This window comes from Chryseobacterium sp. SIMBA_038 (genome assembly GCF_046535115.1).
Classification (GTDB): domain Bacteria; phylum Bacteroidota; class Bacteroidia; order Flavobacteriales; family Weeksellaceae; genus Chryseobacterium.
Window position 1 is genome coordinate 624,092 of the sequence record NZ_JAWRXH010000002.1, and the last position, 17,172, is coordinate 641,263.

Consider the following 17,172-nt stretch of genomic DNA (forward strand, 5'->3'; position numbering starts at 1 on the left):
TACTCTTGTAAGGTTTTCGGCTTCTTCCTTTTTATAAACCAAAGTTGATTATAACTATCAGGAAATCAATAAGTAAAATCACTATTTGTTTACAGTGATTTTACCATATTTCAATAAAAACCGCCTTATTTGAAGCGGTTATTTGTTATTTACGGACAAATTTATTTCCTTTTTTTTCTCTAAAATTGGTATTGCCGGAATCTTTTACATCCACTTTTATTTTATCAAAAACTGCAAATAATAAGTTTTCATAATCGTTTAATTTTAAATGGTTTATAGATTTAATAAAAATTTTTGTGTAAAGAATTATTATTTTTATGTTGAAATTGATGATTCTAAATTGTAACTTTGTGTATTCGTAACGCAAATTAATTTATGGAATCTCCAAAAAAACTACAGGATATAAAAGTTGCCGTTGATGCCGTCATTTTCGGATATTTCGACAAAAAAGATCTTCAACTTCTTTTAATCAAAAGAAATATTGAGCCTTTCAAAGGTGGTTGGGCACTTCCCGGAGGCCTCGTTTTGGATGATGAAAATTTGGATGACGCAGTAAAAAGAGAGTTGCACGAAGAAGCGGGTATAAAACCCGATTTTCTGGAACAACTTTATAGTTTTGGCAATGTTGGTCGTGATCCTAGAAATAGAGTGGTTTCTATTGCTTATTTGGGGCTTGTGAACCCTTCCTATCATGAATTGTTTGCAGATTCTGACGCTGATGATGCACAATGGTTCAGTGTCAATAAACTTCCTAAGCTTGCTTTTGATCACGATAAAATTATAGATATCGCATTAAAAAGACTTCGTACAAAAATTCAATTTCAGCCGATCGGCTTTAATCTTCTTAATGAAGAATTCCCTTTTTCAGACCTTGAAAATCTATACAAAACAATCGTCGGACAGGAAATCGATCGTAGAAATTTCCGCAAAAAAATCATGAGCTACGGACTTTTGAATGAAACTAATAACGTTAAAAAAGAAGGCAGCGGCAGACCGGGAAAATTGTTTACTTTCAATCAGGAGAAATATAAAGAGCTTGAAAAACAAGGATTTTATTTTGAAATTAAATAAGGTCTAAACACAAATAACACAAATGTTTTGCACTAATTTTTACAAATATTTTTAATGTAAGCTAATAGAAATATTTTAGAAAAAATACAAACTATATACATCAATAGGAACGGGCTTTAGCCCGTTTTTTTATGAATTAACGATCCATTGGCTTTAGCCAAAACTTAAATATAAAATAATCAATTGTGTCATTTGTGAAAAATATTTGCGTCATTCCTGTTTAAATGAAATAAGTTTTTATGGTTGAAAATCAATCACTTAATTTAATTAGTGTAAAATAAACACAAATAAATTTGGCTAATAAAACCATATTGTTTTATATTTGTGTAACAATAACGCAATCATGAAATACACACTACAAAATACAATAGAAAAATTTCAGAAAAAAGAAAGGATAGAATTCTTATTTTTCTGGGGACATACAGTAAAAGAGGAGATTACAAAAGCTTGTTTCAGTCAATGGTTTCCTTTTCAATTCGAAGAAAACGGGATTGAGTATAAAACTGCCGAACATTATATGATGGCCGGGAAAGCTAAATTATTTAATGATAATGAAATTTTAGAAAAAATTTTAAAATCAGACTCTCCAAATCAGGCAAAAAATTTAGGTAGAAAAGTAAAAAACTTTGATCCTAAACTTTGGAACGAACAAAAATATGAGATCGTAAAAAGAGGAAATCTTTTAAAGTTTTCACAAAATCAAAAATTCAAAGACTTTCTTTTATCGACGAATGATAAATTTTTGGTAGAAGCCAGTCCATACGATACAATTTGGGGAATCGGAATGCTGGAAACAGATCCGAAAGCACAAAATCCACTTCAATGGAATGGTGAAAATTTGTTGGGATTTGCTTTAATGGAAGTAAGAGATTTATTAAAAGAATAGAAATAATTCGCAAAGAATTAAGGCAAAACTATGCAGTTTTTAATTAGTGTAATATTAACACAAATAAAAAATTTAAAAACATGGAAGAAGACTTAAAACCAAGATTTATCGAATCATTACAAAGAAATAATGATCAGATAAGAGAAGATCGAGCCCAAACCATCGGGGAAGATTCAGAGTTGATATACAGACGCCGAGTTGAAGACATTGAACTGAAAATCAAAAGACTGGAACGTGAACAGGAAGGTCTTATCGATATCAGTCCGTTAGACAAAAACAGTTTGACATTTGCAGATTTTCAGCCGGAAGCATTCGTTCAGAAAGACATAGAATTATCATTAACAATCAGAAATTTAAATATTCAACTGGAAGTTTCAACAAAAAGATTTGAATATTTATTTGGTAAAAAATTTTAGTTATGGGAAGTACAAGATACGACATGGACGCTCGTTATGACAGAGCAAGAAAAGAAGGGTATGCATCAAAATCTGCAAGTGAAATTTTCACTCAGAATGCAAAAAGAATGGCACATGAATCAATGAATCCTAACGGTATTTCTTTTAGAGAATCAAGAGATTCTGCAGTTCACCCGAATTCGGTTCCTATTATTTTAGGATTGGATGTTACGGGAAGTATGGGACATATTCCTCATGAATTAATCAAAGAAGGGCTACCAAAATTAATGGGGGGAATCATCCAGGGCGGAGTTCCTGATCCCGCACTTTTATTCTTAGGAATAGGCGATCACGAATGTGATGGTTATCCTTTGCAAGTTGGTCAGTTTGAATCCGGAGATGAAGAATTAGATATGTGGTTGACCAGAACCTATATTGAATCAGGCGGTGGAGGAAATGCAGGTGAAAGTTATTTATTGGCTTGGTATTTTGCCGCTTTTCACACAAGAACTGATGCTTTTGAAAAGAGAAATCAGAAAGGACTATTGTTTACGGTAGGCGATGAACCATGCTTGAAAACACTTCCGGCTTCTGCGATCAGAGAAATTATGGGAACGGGTCAACAGACTTTTACGCATACTGAATTGTTGAAAGAAGCTCAAAAAAAATATGAAGTTTTTCACATCAGTGTTTTGCATTCAGATCAAGCGGTTAGAGCAGATAAAGGTTGGAAAGATTTGCTAGGACAAAACTGTTTATCGATAGAAGATTACAGAGATGTTCCAAATGTGATTAAAGAAATTGTCTGCGATAAATTTAAAAATGGAACTTCAGGATCAGTAGATTTAGGAGGATTTAATAATATTCAAATGTTTTAAAAAATGAAAACTGCACAAATAATTATAGGCTTAGGTTTTGGTGATGAAGGAAAAGGAATCACTACAGATTTTCTTGCTCAGAAGAATCCTGAGTCTGTAGTTATTAGGTTTTCTGGCGGACAACAGGCGGCGCACACTGTGATGATTGATGATAAAAAGCATATTCATTCTAGTTTTGCAAGTGGAGCGCTGCGTGGTTTGCCGTCATATTTTACGGAACATTGTACAATTCATCCGACTTTTTTATTCAATGAAAGGGAAGAATTAAAAAAGAAAAACGGAAATATCGAGTTGCATATCCACCCGTTGGCAAAAGTAACAACACCTTTTGATGTTTTAAGCAATAGAAAAAATGTCAAAAATTTAGAACACGGAACTTGCGGAAAAGGTGTCGGCGCAACGATGAAGAGAAATGAAAGTCCATTTAAATTATTTGCTGTTGATTTGATCAGCCCAAGATCAATGTTGATTGAAAAATTAAAAGGAATTGCCCATTATTATGGTTTTGATGAAGGAGAAGAAATCCAAAATGCATTACAGGATTTTTTAGAAGCCATCGATACAATTGATTGGAAAATTGAAGGCTATTCTTATCTGAATTCATTTAACAATCTTATTTTTGAAGGAAGTCAGGGAGTTTTATTAGATATGGATCATGGCGTTTTTCCGAATGTTACTTTTGCCTATACAACTTCAAAAAATGCTTACGAAGTTTGTAAATTATTGAAGATTGAAAATATAGAAATGTTTTATGTGACAAGAAGTTATTCAACCCGTCACGGAAGCGGATGGATGAGTAATGAAAATGAAATAAAACTAAAAAATAATGAAGAAGAAACCTGTATTTTTAACGAATATCAAAAGGATCTTCGCTTTGGTAATTTGGATTATGACTTATTAAATTATGCTTTAAAATTGGATGAAGCTTATGTTTTTGCCAATAAGAAAAATCTGGTCGTAACGTGTTTAGATCAATTGGATGAAGAATTTAAAATAGAAAATCTTGATATGAAATTTGATGAGGTTTATGGATCTTATTCTCCATATTCAAAGGATTTTAGAAGAATTAATTGATAATAATATTGATTAATTTTAAAAGAAAATAATTTTATATATCATTAAATCAATAGGAATGGGCTTTAGCCCATTTTAATGATGAATAAATTTCAACGGCTTTAGCCAAAACATAAAGAAGAAAATAAAAAACACATTATTTAACCATGAAAACTATAAATTATTTAAAAGGAGATGCAACAAACCCTCAAACAAAAGGAAATAAAATCATCATTCATATTTGCAATGATATTGGAGGTTGGGGAAAAGGTTTTGTAATGGCAATTTCTAAACGTTGGAAAAATCCCGAAACTGAATATAGAAAATGGTTTCAAAGCGGAGAAAATTTTAATCTTGGTGAAATTCAAATAGTTCAAGTTGAAGAAGATATTTGGATTTGCAATATGATTGGTCAACATAAAACAATCTCAAATTCAAAAGGAATTCCTCCAATTAGATATGAAGCTGTTGAAAAATGTTTAGAGAAATTAACGGATGAAGCCTTACAATTAAATGCAAGTGTACATATGCCGAGAATTGGCTGCGGTTTGGCGGGAGGAAAATGGGAAGAAATTGAGCCAATTATTGAAAGTACATTGTTGAAGAATAATGTGGAAGTATATGTTTACGATTTTGAATAACTAGGCAAGACATTTTGATGGAAAATAACAGAACAATAGAAGATATCGCTTACTTAATAAAAAAATCAGAAAGTAAACCGATAATAATTTTAGGAGCGGGAGCATCTGCATCTGCAGGAATCCCCTTGGCAAGTGAAATTATTAAAGATATTCTGGAATTACACAAACATAAACCTTCAATTAAAAGGTTAACGGATGAGCATAGAATAGATTATTATAAACTCATGTCAACTCTATCTGCACAAGAAAGAAGAAGTCTTTTCTATAATTATATCAATAATGAAAAAGTAAAGCTAAATGTCACACACATTTATTTAGCTCAAATGTTGAAAGAAGGGTTAATTGATTATGTGCTTACTGTTAATTTCGATGACTTAATGTTGAAAGCTTGCGCAATGTTTAATTTTATTCCTCCTGTTTATGACGTATCTATACTAAATGATTTTACAACCACAACATTTTTGGAAAAATCAATCACATATCTTCATGGTCAGCATCATGGACAATGGCTTTTGAATGCAGTAGGTGAACTGACCAAGATAAAACTGTCTATACCAAAGATTTTTGAAAGAATTTGTCATAATAGAACTTGGATTGTTATTGGTTACAGTGGAGAAGATGAGATTTTAGATGAAATTGCTAATGTAGGAAGTTTTGAAAATGAACTTTATTGGATTGGGTATAATGATAATGCTGTTTCAAATAAGGTACAAGAAAAGTTATTTACTAATCCTCGAACAAATGCTTATCATATAAAAGGACATGATTCTGATTCATTCTTTTTAAAACTACATTCAGAATTAGGGATGCAAACGCCAGAAATCTTTAATAAACCATTTTCTTTTTTGAAAACGATGCTGGACACAGTTCGAGATATTCAAATTGATAAAAATAGTGAACATAAAAGTTTATTTGAAGGAATTCAAGAGAGGATGGAAATTAGCAAAAAGCAAGTATTAGAAGCAATAGATATTATTGAAAATAAAGAAAGTGAAGAGCAATTAATACAACGAATTATTGAGAAAGCAATTAAACATGATTTTTCGATAAAGGATGCAATTATTTTTGAAGCTGAAATTGAAAAAAATAAATATAATAATGCATTAAAAACTTTAGGAAATTATTATGGAGAATGGGGTAATCAGTATGCACAAAAGTTTAGGCTTAATAAGAGCGAAGAAGATTTAAAGAATGCAATTAAGAATTTAAGAAATGCTTTAAAATTTAATCCTACAAATCCTTTTATTTATTCCAATCTAGCACTTATTTTATGTGATTCTATTATATTATGTGGTGAGCCATACTTTTTTGAGGAGGTGTTAAGCTTATTTGAAAAAGCAACTCATTTAAAAACGGATTATATAATTTACAGTAATTGGGGGATGGTACTAACACATATTGGCGATATTACCAAAAACACAATGTATTTAAAGGATAGCATATCCAAATTTAATAAAGTATTAAAATTAAATCCCTTTTTTACTGAGATTTATTATAATTGGGCTTATTGTTTAGAGATTTTATCAAAAATTAATAATGATAAAAACGTATTAATCGAAAGTATTTCAATGTACAAAAAAGCTTTAATGTCTAATGAACAAACTGTAGAGATTTCAAACAATCTAGGTTTAGCATTAAAAGATTTAGCAATCCAAGATGGTGATGAAAGCCTTTATGAGCAAAGCATAACAATATTTAGAAATGCATTGAAAGTATTTTCGGAAAATGAAAGTATTCATTATAATTTTGGAATAGTCTTATATAGCTTTGCACAAGTAAAAAATGATATTAAACTATTTGAAGAAAGTCTTGAAAATTTTAAGAAGGCAGTTCAATTAAATGCCGAAACTTATGATGGTTATAATAATTGTGGAATAATTCAAGCAATAATTGCAAAAAATAAAAATGACATGAACTTATTTGAAAAAAGTTTTGATTATTTTAAAAATGCAATTAGGATCGAACCACAAAATAGTATAGCTTTTTTTAACTGGGGAAATGCTATTTCTTTATTAGCAGAAATTCAAACTGATGAAATTTTATTTTATGAAAGTATTGAAATGTATAAACAAGCTCTCAGAACCAATAAGAGGAATGATGAAATTTACTCTCAAATGGCTTTAGCAGAATTAAATATCGGAATTATTAATAAAAATGAATTTAATTATTGGGATAGCTTTTTAAACTTTAAAGAAGCGTTAGAAATAAATCCAAATAGCGCCAATGCTTTAAATAATTGGAGCTTTGGATTATTAAGATATTCATATTTATTAAAAGCAGAAGAAGATCGTAAAATTACTTTATTAGAAGCTTTAGAAAAAGCAAAAAAGGCATATTCTTTAGGTACAAATCCTTATAATTTATCATGTATTTATGCTGTTTTAAACGATAAGAAAAATGCTTTAAAATACTTAAAAGAAACACTAGAAAAAAAGCTGATAAGAGTTGAATATGTCAATGATGATATTGATTGGAATAACTACAAAACCGATAAAGATTTCATTAATTTATTAAGTACTTATAAATAATAACAAATGAAAAAACTAACCATATTAAGCGGTGCCGGAATCAGCGCCGAAAGCGGAATAAAAACATTCAGAGACGGAGATGGTCTTTGGGAAAATCATAGTATAACAGATGTAGCAAGTCCAGAAGGATGGAGAAAAGATAGAGAATTGGTTCTGGAATTTTACAATCAAAGACGTCGCCAGATCCATGAAGTTGAGCCTAACGACGCTCACAAATTAATAGCAGATCTTGAAAAATATTTTGATGTTCAAATTATCACTCAAAATATTGACGATCTGCACGAAAGAGCGGGGTCAACAAATATTCTTCACATCCACGGAGAATTGTTAAAATCTTGTTCGTGCAACAATAAAGGTTTGATCTACGAACAAAAAAATGATATCAAGATCGGAGATAAAGCAGAAGACGGAGCACAATTAAGACCTTTTATCGTTTGGTTCGGGGAAGATGTTCCCTTGATGAAAGAAGCGACGAAAAAAGCAAAAGAAGCAGATATTTTCTTGGTAATCGGAACCTCTTTACAGGTTTATCCTGCTGCAGGGTTACTTCACGACATCAAAGATGATTGTCTTTTAATTGTAATCAATCCCAACGAAACAGGCTTTGGATATGGACAAAGAGCTGTTGTCATGAAAGAAACCGCAACAAAAGGAATGAAACTATTGTTTGATAAGCTTGTAAATCTAGCCTAATGGAAAATATTGTAAAAGCCGGAATTTTCGGTGTTTGTATTGGTGATGCTTTGGGTGTTCCGGTGGAATTCAGAAGCCGGGAACAATTAAAACGTTCGCCAGTTACAAAAATGAGAGCTTTAGGAACACATCATCAACCTGCAGGAACATGGAGTGACGATAGTTCTTTAGCTTTATGTCTTGCTGAAAGCCTTTGTCAGAGCTATGATTTAGAAGATATAGCTTTGAAATTTTTACAATGGTACAATGCCGAAATCTGGACTCCACACGGAAGAGTTTTCGATATTGGAATTGCTACTTCACAAGCGATTCACAGAATTAGCAAAGGAACTTCTCCAACATTATGCGGCGGAACCTCGGAGTTTGATAATGGCAATGGTTCTTTGATGAGAGTTTTGCCACTATTATTTTATATTAAAGATTTTCCAATTGAAAAGCGCTTTGAAATAACGAAAGATGTTTCTAGTATTACACATGGACATATTCGGTCTGCTTTGGCTTGTTTTATTTATTTGGAATTGGCTTTAGAAATTCTGACAGGAAAAGATAAATGGGACGCATATAAAACAATGCAGGAAAAAGTGCGAAACTTTTTGGATCAGAATCCGATTTGTTCTCAAAATGAAATGGATAAATTCCACCGAATTTTAGAATTAAAAGTAGGTGAATATGACTTGGCTCCGTTACATACTTTGCAAGAGGAAGAAATAAGTTCTTCAGGCTACGTTCTTCACAGTTTAGAAGCCTCTTTATGGTGTTTCCTAAATTCAGAAAGTTATTCTGAAGCAGTATTGAAAGCAGTCAATTTAGGAGAAGACACCGACACAACAGGAGCTATCACAGGCGGAATTGCAGGAATTTATTATGGTTTTGAAAATATTCCTGAAGAATGGGTTTCTGAGTTGGTGAGAAAAGAGGATATTGAAAACTTATGCGGTAAATTAGAAAACAAATTAATGAAATTAAAACACAAACCATGAACGAACAACAAAAGAAAAAAACAAGTAAATTCCTGAGCTATGTTCTCAGGCATCATCCCGAACTCATCGATTTGAATTTGGATGAAAACGGATGGGCAAATGTTGATGAATTAATCACAAAATCAAAAAGAGATTCTTATGAAGGCATTACCTTTGAAGAATTAGATGAAATCGTACAGACAAACCCTAAAAAAAGATTTGCTTTTAATGAAGATAAAACAAGAATCAGAGCTAGTCAGGGGCATTCGATTGATATTAATTTGGCCTTAATTCCACAGCAACCGCCGGAATTTCTGTATCACGGAACAGCCCAAAATAATATTGAATCCATTCTAGAAAAAGGAATTGAAAAAAGAAGTCGACAACATGTTCATTTAAGTCAAGACAAAGAAACCGCAACCAGTGTTGGAATGCGTCACGGAAAACCGATTATCCTAACGATCAGAACACAAAAAATGTTCGAAGATGGCATCGAATTTTATCTTTCCGAAAATAAGGTTTGGCTGACGGATTATGTAGATGCAAAATACATTTCAAATTAAATGAAACGAACATTAGTAATCGGCGACATTCACGGAGGATTCAAAGCTTTACAACAGGTTTTTGAAAGAGCCAATGTTACCGAAAATGATAAATTAATTTTCCTCGGAGATTATGTTGATGGTTGGAGCGAATCTTCACAAATCATCCAATTTTTAATAGAACTTTCCGAAAAGCAGGAATGTATTTTCATCAAAGGAAATCATGACGCATGGACTGAAGACTGGATTTCTTTAGGTGATGCGCCAAATGTTTGGCTATCCAACGGAGGGAAAAGCACCGTTGAAAGTTATGCTGATTATTCTCTAGAAGATTTGAATCTGCATTTAGAATTTTTCAAAGGATGAAAAATTATTACGTTGACGAAGAAAACCGCTTGTTTATTCATGCCGGTTATTCTTCTATGCACGGCCCCGAAAAGGAAGTCTATTCCAGCAACTACCGTTGGGACAGAACCTTGTGGGAAACCGCCGTTGCAATGGATAAAAAGCTGTCAAAGAACTCCAATTTATATCCTAAAAGGTTTCTTTTGTACAAAGAGATTTTCATTGGTCATACGCCAACGTTGTACTTAGGAATGAAACATCCCGTAAACAAAGCCAATATCTGGAATCTTGATACAGGAGCAGCTTTCACCGGAAATTTATCCATCATGGATATTGATACCAAAGAATTCTGGCAAAGCGATCCGCTTCCATCTTTATACCCGAATGAAAAAGGAAGGAATAATGATATTTAAATTGAAATAATTGCTCCCACAAATTTTGCAGATTTACACAGATGATTGCGCATATTTTTTTATAAAAATTAAAACATAAACATCTGTGTAAATCTGTGCAATCTGTGGGAAATAAATTCAACATAAAGTTTGTCATTCCGTAGGAATCTAGACACGAATCTTTCCAAATTAACCTCTAATAACTTTGCCGAGATCCCTACGGGATGACAAATATAGTGTGTCAAAATTTCTAAATTTCTAGTTTCACAAAAAGATAAGTAATTTTGGAACTCGAAATATCACTTCAATGAAACTGCAATATTTGTTATTTTTCCTGAGTTCATCTTTATTTTTAGCACAAAACAATTTTCAAACTCCTTTTGAAAAAGGAAATGGAAATCAAACCGTTACTTATGACGAAATGAATTCCTATTATCAGAATTTAGCTAAAAACTTTAATGAAATTCAATATCTTAAAAAAGGAGAAGACGATAATGGGAAACCAATCTATGTGGTGGTTTACAATCCTTTTCCTGAAAAAGATTTAGATAAATTAAGAAAGGAAAAAGCAATTCTCTTCGTCAACAATGGAATTCATCCCGGCGAACCGGACGGAATTGATGCTACAATGATGTTGATGCGAGATTTAGCAACCAAGAAGATCAAAACTCCTCAAAATTTTGTGATTGCAGCCATTTCAGCGTACAATGTGAGCGGAATGCTAAACAGAGGTTCATTTTCAAGAGCCAATCAAAATGGACCGGAAGAATATGGTTTCAGAGGAAACGCGAGAAATTATGATTTAAACAGAGATTTCATCAAAGCAGATTCTAAAAATGCCCGAAGTTTTCAGGAAATTTATCAGTGGTTGAAACCTGATGTTTTTATTGATAATCATGTGAGTAATGGAGCGGATTATCAATATACTTTTACATATATCTCAACTTTTAAAGAACGATTGGGAAATGTGTTGGGGAATTATTTCTACGAAAATTATCAAGCTAAAAATCTTGAAGATCTAAAGAAATTAGGGTATGAAAGTACACCTTATGTCAACATTCACGGCGATGTTCCGGAGGTTGGCTTTGCTTCTTTTGAGGATTCTCCGAGATATTCTACCGGGTACACGACTTTGTTTAATTCTTTAGGAACCGTTCCCGAAACACATATGCTGAAACCTTATGACAAAAGGGTGGATGCGACTTATAAGTATATGCTCGTTAACCTTCAAAATTTAGATAAAGAGTATAAAAAGATAAAAGAATTTCGACTTGAAAATTTAAAGCAATATCAAGCCGGAAAACAATACGGAATCCGTTGGAAAATAGATTCTACGAAATATTCTACAATGGATTTTAAAGGATATGAAGGAAAATACAAGCCAAGTGATATTTCCGGTAAACCAAGATTATTTTATGACAGAAATAAGCCTTTCACAAAGAAAATAAAACTGTTTACAACTGCTGTTCCCACAGGTTATATTTCGATTCCAAAATATTATGTGATTCCGCAATCGCAATACAAAGTGATTGAAGAGTTTAAAAGAAATCAGATTCAAATGAAACCGCTTCAAAAAGACAGCACAATTGCGGTTGAATCTTATAAAATTAATGATTTTAAAACCGTAAAAAATCCTTACGAAGGTCATTATGCCCATTTTGAAACTACAGTTGATAAATCGAATAGAAAACTTATTTTTTCAGCAGGAGATTACATCGTTCCAACCAATCAGGATGGGGTAAAATACATTATCGAAACATTAGAGCCCGAAGCATTGGATTCTTTCTTCAACTGGAATTTCTTTGACGGAATTTTAGCGCAAAAAGAATATTATTCAGCCTACATTTTTGAAGATACCGCGGCAGAATTATTGAGAAAAGATAAAGATTTAAAGCAAAAATTTGAAGCCAAGAAAGCTTCCGATAAAAAGTTTGCTGATGATGGTGAAGCTCAGCTGGATTGGGTATATAAAAACTCACCTTATTTCGAAGAAAAAACTTTCAGACAATATCCGATTTACAGGATTTTATAGTTACAATAAAAAAGACGTTTCAATTTGAAACGTCTTTTTTTTATCTAGGTAAACCTCTTTTTAAAGCCATTTCAGCTCGTTTGATGGCTACTTTTTCTTTCCAGTCCATGTATTTCTTTTTGAAATTGGATTTCATGATGTCGTCAAATTTACGCTGAACCGTAAGATTCCATAAAGAATTGGCTTTCACTGCCCAAGATTTATCCCAAGCTCTCAGAGAAAGGGAGAAACTGCCATCCAGATACTTCATCCAGTGCCACCAGCCTGTTGGCATAAATAAAGTGTCACCATGTTCTAGGTAACAATCAATGCCTTCTACACCATCCAATGCCGGATATTTCTCAAAATCAGGGTTTTCAATGTCATAATCTTCCAGCGCATAAGTTGCGTATGGAAGTTGATACAGCCTTTCTTTCCATTTATTTTCAAATAGCATCACATGTTTTCTTCCATTGAAATGGGTATGGAAAATATGAGCTAAATCGATATCAAAATGTAAAAAAGTTACAGAACCCTTTCCTCCGAAGAACATCCCCGGATATTTGTCTAAAAAGCCTCCCATAAGCTCTTTTGGCGGAATGTATTCTTCAAGCAGTTTACCTGCGTGTTTTATTGGGTCAAAAAAGAAAATTCTAAGATCTGTAGGCTCTCTTTGGATGAGGTCTATATAATCTGCAAATTTCATTTTGGTAGTAGGCGTATTAATGGGAGCTGCAGGATCGGCCTTTTTTGAGTCATAAAGAGGTACTTCAACATCTCCAACCACTTCCTTTACATAATCCATCGTCCATTTTTGATAGGCTGGCCATTTTTTCGCCATGTTTTTTATGACAACGGGCCTCCTTGGTTTTAGATATTTTTCGTAGAAATCTTCTTTAGAAATGTCATCTACAACATCTATAGGCTTTAAAATAATTCCCATTTCTATAAATTTTATATTACAAAATTATTAAATTAAACCGTATCAAGCTGAGTTTAAGTTTTTTTTAATCTATGATTCAAATCATTTTTTTAAATACTTAGAATAAATAAAAAAAAGAATGTTCAAAAAAGCTGTATTCATGGGTTTATTAAAAAGAAATACCCTGTAAAAAGAATTACAGGGCAAAAACACAAATTGATTGAATAAAAATTCATTCGGTACGAATGTATAACATTTATTTTATATGCAAAATGGAGTGAAAGTTAATATTAGTCACTGTTATGTGGAGTTATGATTTAATTATTATCGCAAAAAATTATTATTAATTTAAATATAAATGCCATAAAAGAATATTATTGAAAGTTTTTTTATTTTAAAAATTTTTCAAAAAAAATTATCACTATGTTTGTAGTGATAACAGGGGTTTAACTTTTCCTATTAAAATTCATCTTTATAGAAGTGTAACAAAAAACAGTAACCATTAACTAATTAATCAAATAATAAATTATGAAAAAGAATGTTTCCTTATTTCTGATGCTTTTTTTCTCGGTGCTTACATTTGCCCAGAAAACAGTTTCAGGGAAAATAACGGATGAAGACGGCATTGCAATTCCAAGTGCAAGTGTAACGGTGGAGGAACCCGGAAAAGATGCCATTTTAGCCTACGGAATCACCAATTCCAAAGGAGAATATAAGGTAACGTTCACTTCTGCTGAGGCTAATGTAGATCTTAAAGTGAAGGCTTTTAATCAAAAACCATTAACAAAGCAGATCACAAACAGTGACCAGACTTTAACCTTTAAAATGCAGTCTGAAGCCACAGAAATAAAGGAAGTACAGCTTAAAACCAAAATGATCACATCAAGAGGTGATACCATTGCTTATGATCTTAAAGCATTCGACAGTAAAAGTGACAGAACTTTGGCTGATGTAATGAGAAAAATCCCCGGAATTGAAGTCAATACAGACGGAACAATTCTTTATCAGGGAAATGCGATCAATAAATTTTATGTCAACGGAAAAGATTTAATGGAAGGAGGTTACGGAACCATCAACAACTCACTTCCAAAAGATGCCGTACAAAAAGTTGAAGTTCTTGAAAATCACCAACCTGTAAAAATTCTTCAGGATAAAGTTCCTTCCGATGCAGCAGCCATCAATATTAAACTAAAAAATTCGGTTACCATGACCGGTAGAGGTGAAGTAGGAACCGGATTTGGAGATCCTTGGCTTTGGAATGTGAAATTAACCCCAATGTTTTTTGGACAAAAAAGCCAATGGGTAGTTAATTACAAGACCAATAACATGGGTGAGCAGGTGGAAAATGAAGGAAATATTCTTGCTTTCGGAAGCAGATTTGAAGGAAAAAGAATCAACGCATCCCAAAATGATTGGTTGAATGTAGAAAATGCAGACACTCCCGATCTTCCTGTAAAAAGATATTTGATGAATAATGTTCATTATTTATCAGCCAATTATCTTACAAATATCGATAAGAAAAAAGAATGGGAACTTAAAGCCAATGCAAATTATACCAATAATGCGGTAGAAAGAGAAGCTTATAGCCAGAGAGATTATTTTGGAGGTAGTTCTAATATTACAAATATTTTTAATAATTTTTATACAGATAAAGCAAAAGGAGAATTAATATTTACAAAGAATGCCAAAAAAGGATTCTTTAAAAACACCACAAGTTTCTCTCAATATTGGAATGCAGACAGAGGAATTGTAAACAGAACTGATGCTAAAACAGGTATACAGAGGAATGCAGATGAGGGAGTTGAATCTCCAACAACATCATTCCAAAACTCATTAAGTACCATCGTTCCGTGGAAAGAAAAAATGGTAAATCTTTTATCTTTTGTAAGTTATCAGACAGATAGACAGACGTTGGAAGTTTCTCCATCATCTTATTTGGATATTCCTGGATTTAATCCTGTAGCCAATACGGATTTTGCCAGACAAAGTTTAAGACTTAAAACTTTTGAAGCCAATCATTCTGCGAATATTGGGTTTTCTGTAAAAGGATGGACGTTTACTCCAGAGGTTGGATTTAATTTTAAAAGTACAGATATGGTTTCAGATTTGTCAAATATTAAAGCAATTCCATCTACCGATCCTAATATTTCAGATCCTAAGCCTGAAGCATATTTTAATGATTTAAAATATACCACAGCTACACCTTACGGAAGCGTAGGAGTAAATTATAAGAATGATTCTTGGATGTTATATGCTAACTTTCCGGTAAATTCTAATAATATTAAGGCGGAAGATCCATTAAGAAATGTTTCAAAATCTGTAAATAAAGTTACTTTTGAACCAAGTATTTTTGCTCAATATACTTTTGCTTCCTTCTGGAAAGCTTCGGTAAATGCTAATATTAACAACAATTTTGGAGAAATAAATACAGCATATTCTGGATTCTTAATGACTTCACCAAGCGGAATCAGTTCGATGGATATTAGCAATCCAATTCCTCAGAATAACAATAAATCTGCAGGAACAAGAATAGAGTACAGAAATCCATTAAATAATCTATTCTTCAATGTTAATTACAGATATTCAGATGCAAAGAGAAACTTAATTTCAAATCCGGAGATCAATGGAGGAGGATATACCATAATGAAATACAAAGAGCAGGATAATCATGTTTTAAATAATGGATATAGTGTAGAAGTAGGAAAATATTTTCCAAAATTTAAAACAAACGCTTCCCTTAGCTATAGCAACAATACAGCGAAATCAGATGCATTTTTAGATAATAAATCTTTTACCAATAAAAACAATGGTCAGTCATTTGGTATTAAATTCAATAACACCTATTTCAGCTGGATGAGTATTGATTATAATGCAAGTCTTTCTAAAACAAAACAAACCAGCGTTGGACAATTAAATTCTAATGCTACCAGAACTGGATTTACTCATAATCTAGGACTTTTCTTCTATCCTATCGAAAACCATACAGTTGGATTCAATTGGGATCAGGTAAACACCAATGCAGCCGATCAAAAATACCATAACGGATTCTATGATGTTTCATACCAATTTACTTGGGCTAAAAAGAAAATTGATTTTGAGCTTAAATGGATGAACATCGCCAACAAAAAAGTATTCGAAACATATGATATCAATACCACGAATATTACGTACACAAGATATCAACTTCGCCCAAGCCAAGTCATGTTCACCGTAAAATTCAACTTTAAATAAAAAAGAAAAACCAATCTCACTGAGGTTGGTTTTTTTATAATTATTTAATTCAAATCCCGAAACTTTAAAACTCCTGATGATCCGCAGAAGGCCCATAGCTTCCCGGAAGCGGAATGTCATTCAGTCTGTAATAAACTCCCAGTTGCGCCCTGTGATGCGTAATTTGGTTTAAAGAATGACGGATCGAACCATATTTTGTCCATTTTGCCAATTCTTCCCCATTGTTTTTTAAAGCCCATGTTGAAGTCAGGTCATCTTCTTTTGCATTATTAATTGCTGCAATGCTGGATTTGTAATTTTCATCAAGCTTTTGAAGCAAATCCTCTTTTGTAGAAAGTTTTGTAGGTCGATAATCTGTATTTGCAAAATCCAGATCAGAGGTTTTCAGCATTGTATCTGCCCAGCCGAAGACTTCTACAATATGTGTGGCAAGATGGGTCATGCTCATACTTTTTTCGTGAGGTTTGTAATCATTTTTGTCTTCAGGATAAACTTCGAAGAAGTTTTTGGTTGTCTGGTACTCGGCTCCCAGCTCATCTTTAAATTGTGCTAATGTGTCCATACTATTTTGTTTTTTAGGTATTTTAAAGGTAGGATTTTTAGTGATTTTAATGTTGTAATGAAA

Annotated in this window: 14 protein-coding genes and 1 pseudogene; 13 read left to right on the top strand and 2 right to left on the bottom strand. The window is 32.5% G+C overall.

All coding sequences use genetic code 11. The features are described 5' to 3' along the window. Positions 1 to 375: 375 nt before the first annotated feature. The 12 genes and pseudogenes from SB689_RS09105 (at position 376) to SB689_RS09160 (ending at position 12,415) form a co-directional block, all read left to right on the top strand. On the top strand, positions 376 to 1,071 hold the full coding sequence (locus SB689_RS09105) for an NrtR DNA-binding winged helix domain-containing protein (protein WP_410691810.1): 696 nt from the start codon (positions 376 to 378) through the stop codon (positions 1,069 to 1,071). A 343-nt stretch (positions 1,072 to 1,414) separates the two neighbouring features. Further along, positions 1,415 to 1,957 (top strand): NADAR family protein, encoded by a 543-nt coding sequence (locus SB689_RS09110; protein ID WP_410691811.1) that lies wholly within the window; start codon positions 1,415 to 1,417, stop codon positions 1,955 to 1,957. 80 nt (positions 1,958 to 2,037) lie between these two features. Beyond that, complete coding sequence (locus SB689_RS09115; RefSeq protein ID WP_410691812.1) at positions 2,038 to 2,373, top strand: hypothetical protein; 336 nt, start codon at positions 2,038 to 2,040, stop codon at positions 2,371 to 2,373. A gap of 2 nt (positions 2,374 to 2,375) precedes the next feature. Then, positions 2,376 to 3,230 (top strand): hypothetical protein, encoded by an 855-nt coding sequence (locus SB689_RS09120; protein ID WP_410691813.1) that lies wholly within the window; start codon positions 2,376 to 2,378, stop codon positions 3,228 to 3,230. Positions 3,231 to 3,233: 3 nt separating this feature from the next. Beyond that, positions 3,234 to 4,304, top strand: coding sequence for an adenylosuccinate synthetase (locus tag SB689_RS09125; RefSeq protein ID WP_410691815.1), 1,071 nt, complete (start codon positions 3,234 to 3,236; stop codon positions 4,302 to 4,304). 146 nt (positions 4,305 to 4,450) lie between these two features. Beyond that, on the top strand, positions 4,451 to 4,924 hold the full coding sequence (locus SB689_RS09130) for a macro domain-containing protein (RefSeq protein WP_410691816.1): 474 nt from the start codon (positions 4,451 to 4,453) through the stop codon (positions 4,922 to 4,924). A 17-nt stretch (positions 4,925 to 4,941) separates the two neighbouring features. Beyond that, positions 4,942 to 7,452 (top strand): TPR end-of-group domain-containing protein, encoded by a 2,511-nt coding sequence (locus SB689_RS09135; protein WP_410691817.1) that lies wholly within the window; start codon positions 4,942 to 4,944, stop codon positions 7,450 to 7,452. A gap of 6 nt (positions 7,453 to 7,458) precedes the next feature. Then, positions 7,459 to 8,145: an SIR2 family NAD-dependent protein deacylase gene (locus SB689_RS09140; protein WP_410691818.1), complete on the top strand. Its 687-nt coding sequence runs from the start codon at positions 7,459 to 7,461 to the stop codon at positions 8,143 to 8,145. Then, positions 8,145 to 9,125, top strand: a complete 981-nt coding sequence (locus SB689_RS09145; protein WP_410691819.1) for an ADP-ribosylglycohydrolase family protein — start codon at positions 8,145 to 8,147, stop codon at positions 9,123 to 9,125. Before SB689_RS09140 ends, SB689_RS09145 begins: the two co-directional genes overlap by 1 nt. Continuing rightward, positions 9,122 to 9,667 (top strand): RNA 2'-phosphotransferase, encoded by a 546-nt coding sequence (locus SB689_RS09150; protein WP_410691820.1) that lies wholly within the window; start codon positions 9,122 to 9,124, stop codon positions 9,665 to 9,667. Before SB689_RS09145 ends, SB689_RS09150 begins: the two co-directional genes overlap by 4 nt. Further along, positions 9,668 to 10,404 (top strand): annotated as a pseudogene (locus SB689_RS09155) (metallophosphoesterase). Positions 10,405 to 10,690: 286 nt separating this feature from the next. Further along, positions 10,691 to 12,415 (top strand): hypothetical protein, encoded by a 1,725-nt coding sequence (locus SB689_RS09160; protein WP_410691821.1) that lies wholly within the window; start codon positions 10,691 to 10,693, stop codon positions 12,413 to 12,415. Positions 12,416 to 12,455: 40 nt separating this feature from the next. On the opposite strand, the gene SB689_RS09165 is transcribed toward SB689_RS09160, so the two are convergent. Further along, entirely contained in the window at positions 12,456 to 13,337 is an 882-nt protein-coding gene (locus tag SB689_RS09165) for a cupin-like domain-containing protein (RefSeq protein WP_410691822.1), read from the bottom strand. 507 nt (positions 13,338 to 13,844) lie between these two features. On the opposite strand from SB689_RS09165, the gene SB689_RS09170 reads away from it, so the two are divergent. Continuing rightward, positions 13,845 to 16,547, top strand: a complete 2,703-nt coding sequence (locus tag SB689_RS09170; RefSeq protein ID WP_410691823.1) for a carboxypeptidase regulatory-like domain-containing protein — start codon at positions 13,845 to 13,847, stop codon at positions 16,545 to 16,547. A gap of 64 nt (positions 16,548 to 16,611) precedes the next feature. Here SB689_RS09170 and SB689_RS09175 read toward each other — a convergent pair whose 3' ends face one another. Continuing rightward, entirely contained in the window at positions 16,612 to 17,109 is a 498-nt protein-coding gene (locus SB689_RS09175) for a DinB family protein (protein WP_410691824.1), read from the bottom strand. Positions 17,110 to 17,172: the final 63 nt, after the last annotated feature.

Bases quoted from the DNA above. Each gene is read 5' to 3' on its own strand.
- SB689_RS09165 (WP_410691822.1), bottom strand. From the start codon at position 13,337: ATGGGAATTATTTTAAAGCCTATAGATGTTGTAGATGACATTTCTAAA.
- SB689_RS09125 (WP_410691815.1), top strand. From the start codon at position 3,234: ATGAAAACTGCACAAATAATTATAGGCTTAGGTTTTGGTGATGAAGGA.
- SB689_RS09120 (WP_410691813.1), top strand. From the start codon at position 2,376: ATGGGAAGTACAAGATACGACATGGACGCTCGTTATGACAGAGCAAGA.
- SB689_RS09175 (WP_410691824.1), bottom strand. From the start codon at position 17,109: ATGGACACATTAGCACAATTTAAAGATGAGCTGGGAGCCGAGTACCAG.
- SB689_RS09160 (WP_410691821.1), top strand. From the start codon at position 10,691: ATGAAACTGCAATATTTGTTATTTTTCCTGAGTTCATCTTTATTTTTA.
- SB689_RS09115 (WP_410691812.1), top strand. From the start codon at position 2,038: ATGGAAGAAGACTTAAAACCAAGATTTATCGAATCATTACAAAGAAAT.
- SB689_RS09145 (WP_410691819.1), top strand. From the start codon at position 8,145: ATGGAAAATATTGTAAAAGCCGGAATTTTCGGTGTTTGTATTGGTGAT.
- SB689_RS09170 (WP_410691823.1), top strand. From the start codon at position 13,845: ATGAAAAAGAATGTTTCCTTATTTCTGATGCTTTTTTTCTCGGTGCTT.
- SB689_RS09150 (WP_410691820.1), top strand. From the start codon at position 9,122: ATGAACGAACAACAAAAGAAAAAAACAAGTAAATTCCTGAGCTATGTT.
- SB689_RS09110 (WP_410691811.1), top strand. From the start codon at position 1,415: ATGAAATACACACTACAAAATACAATAGAAAAATTTCAGAAAAAAGAA.
- SB689_RS09135 (WP_410691817.1), top strand. From the start codon at position 4,942: ATGGAAAATAACAGAACAATAGAAGATATCGCTTACTTAATAAAAAAA.
- SB689_RS09140 (WP_410691818.1), top strand. From the start codon at position 7,459: ATGAAAAAACTAACCATATTAAGCGGTGCCGGAATCAGCGCCGAAAGC.
- SB689_RS09130 (WP_410691816.1), top strand. From the start codon at position 4,451: ATGAAAACTATAAATTATTTAAAAGGAGATGCAACAAACCCTCAAACA.
- SB689_RS09105 (WP_410691810.1), top strand. From the start codon at position 376: ATGGAATCTCCAAAAAAACTACAGGATATAAAAGTTGCCGTTGATGCC.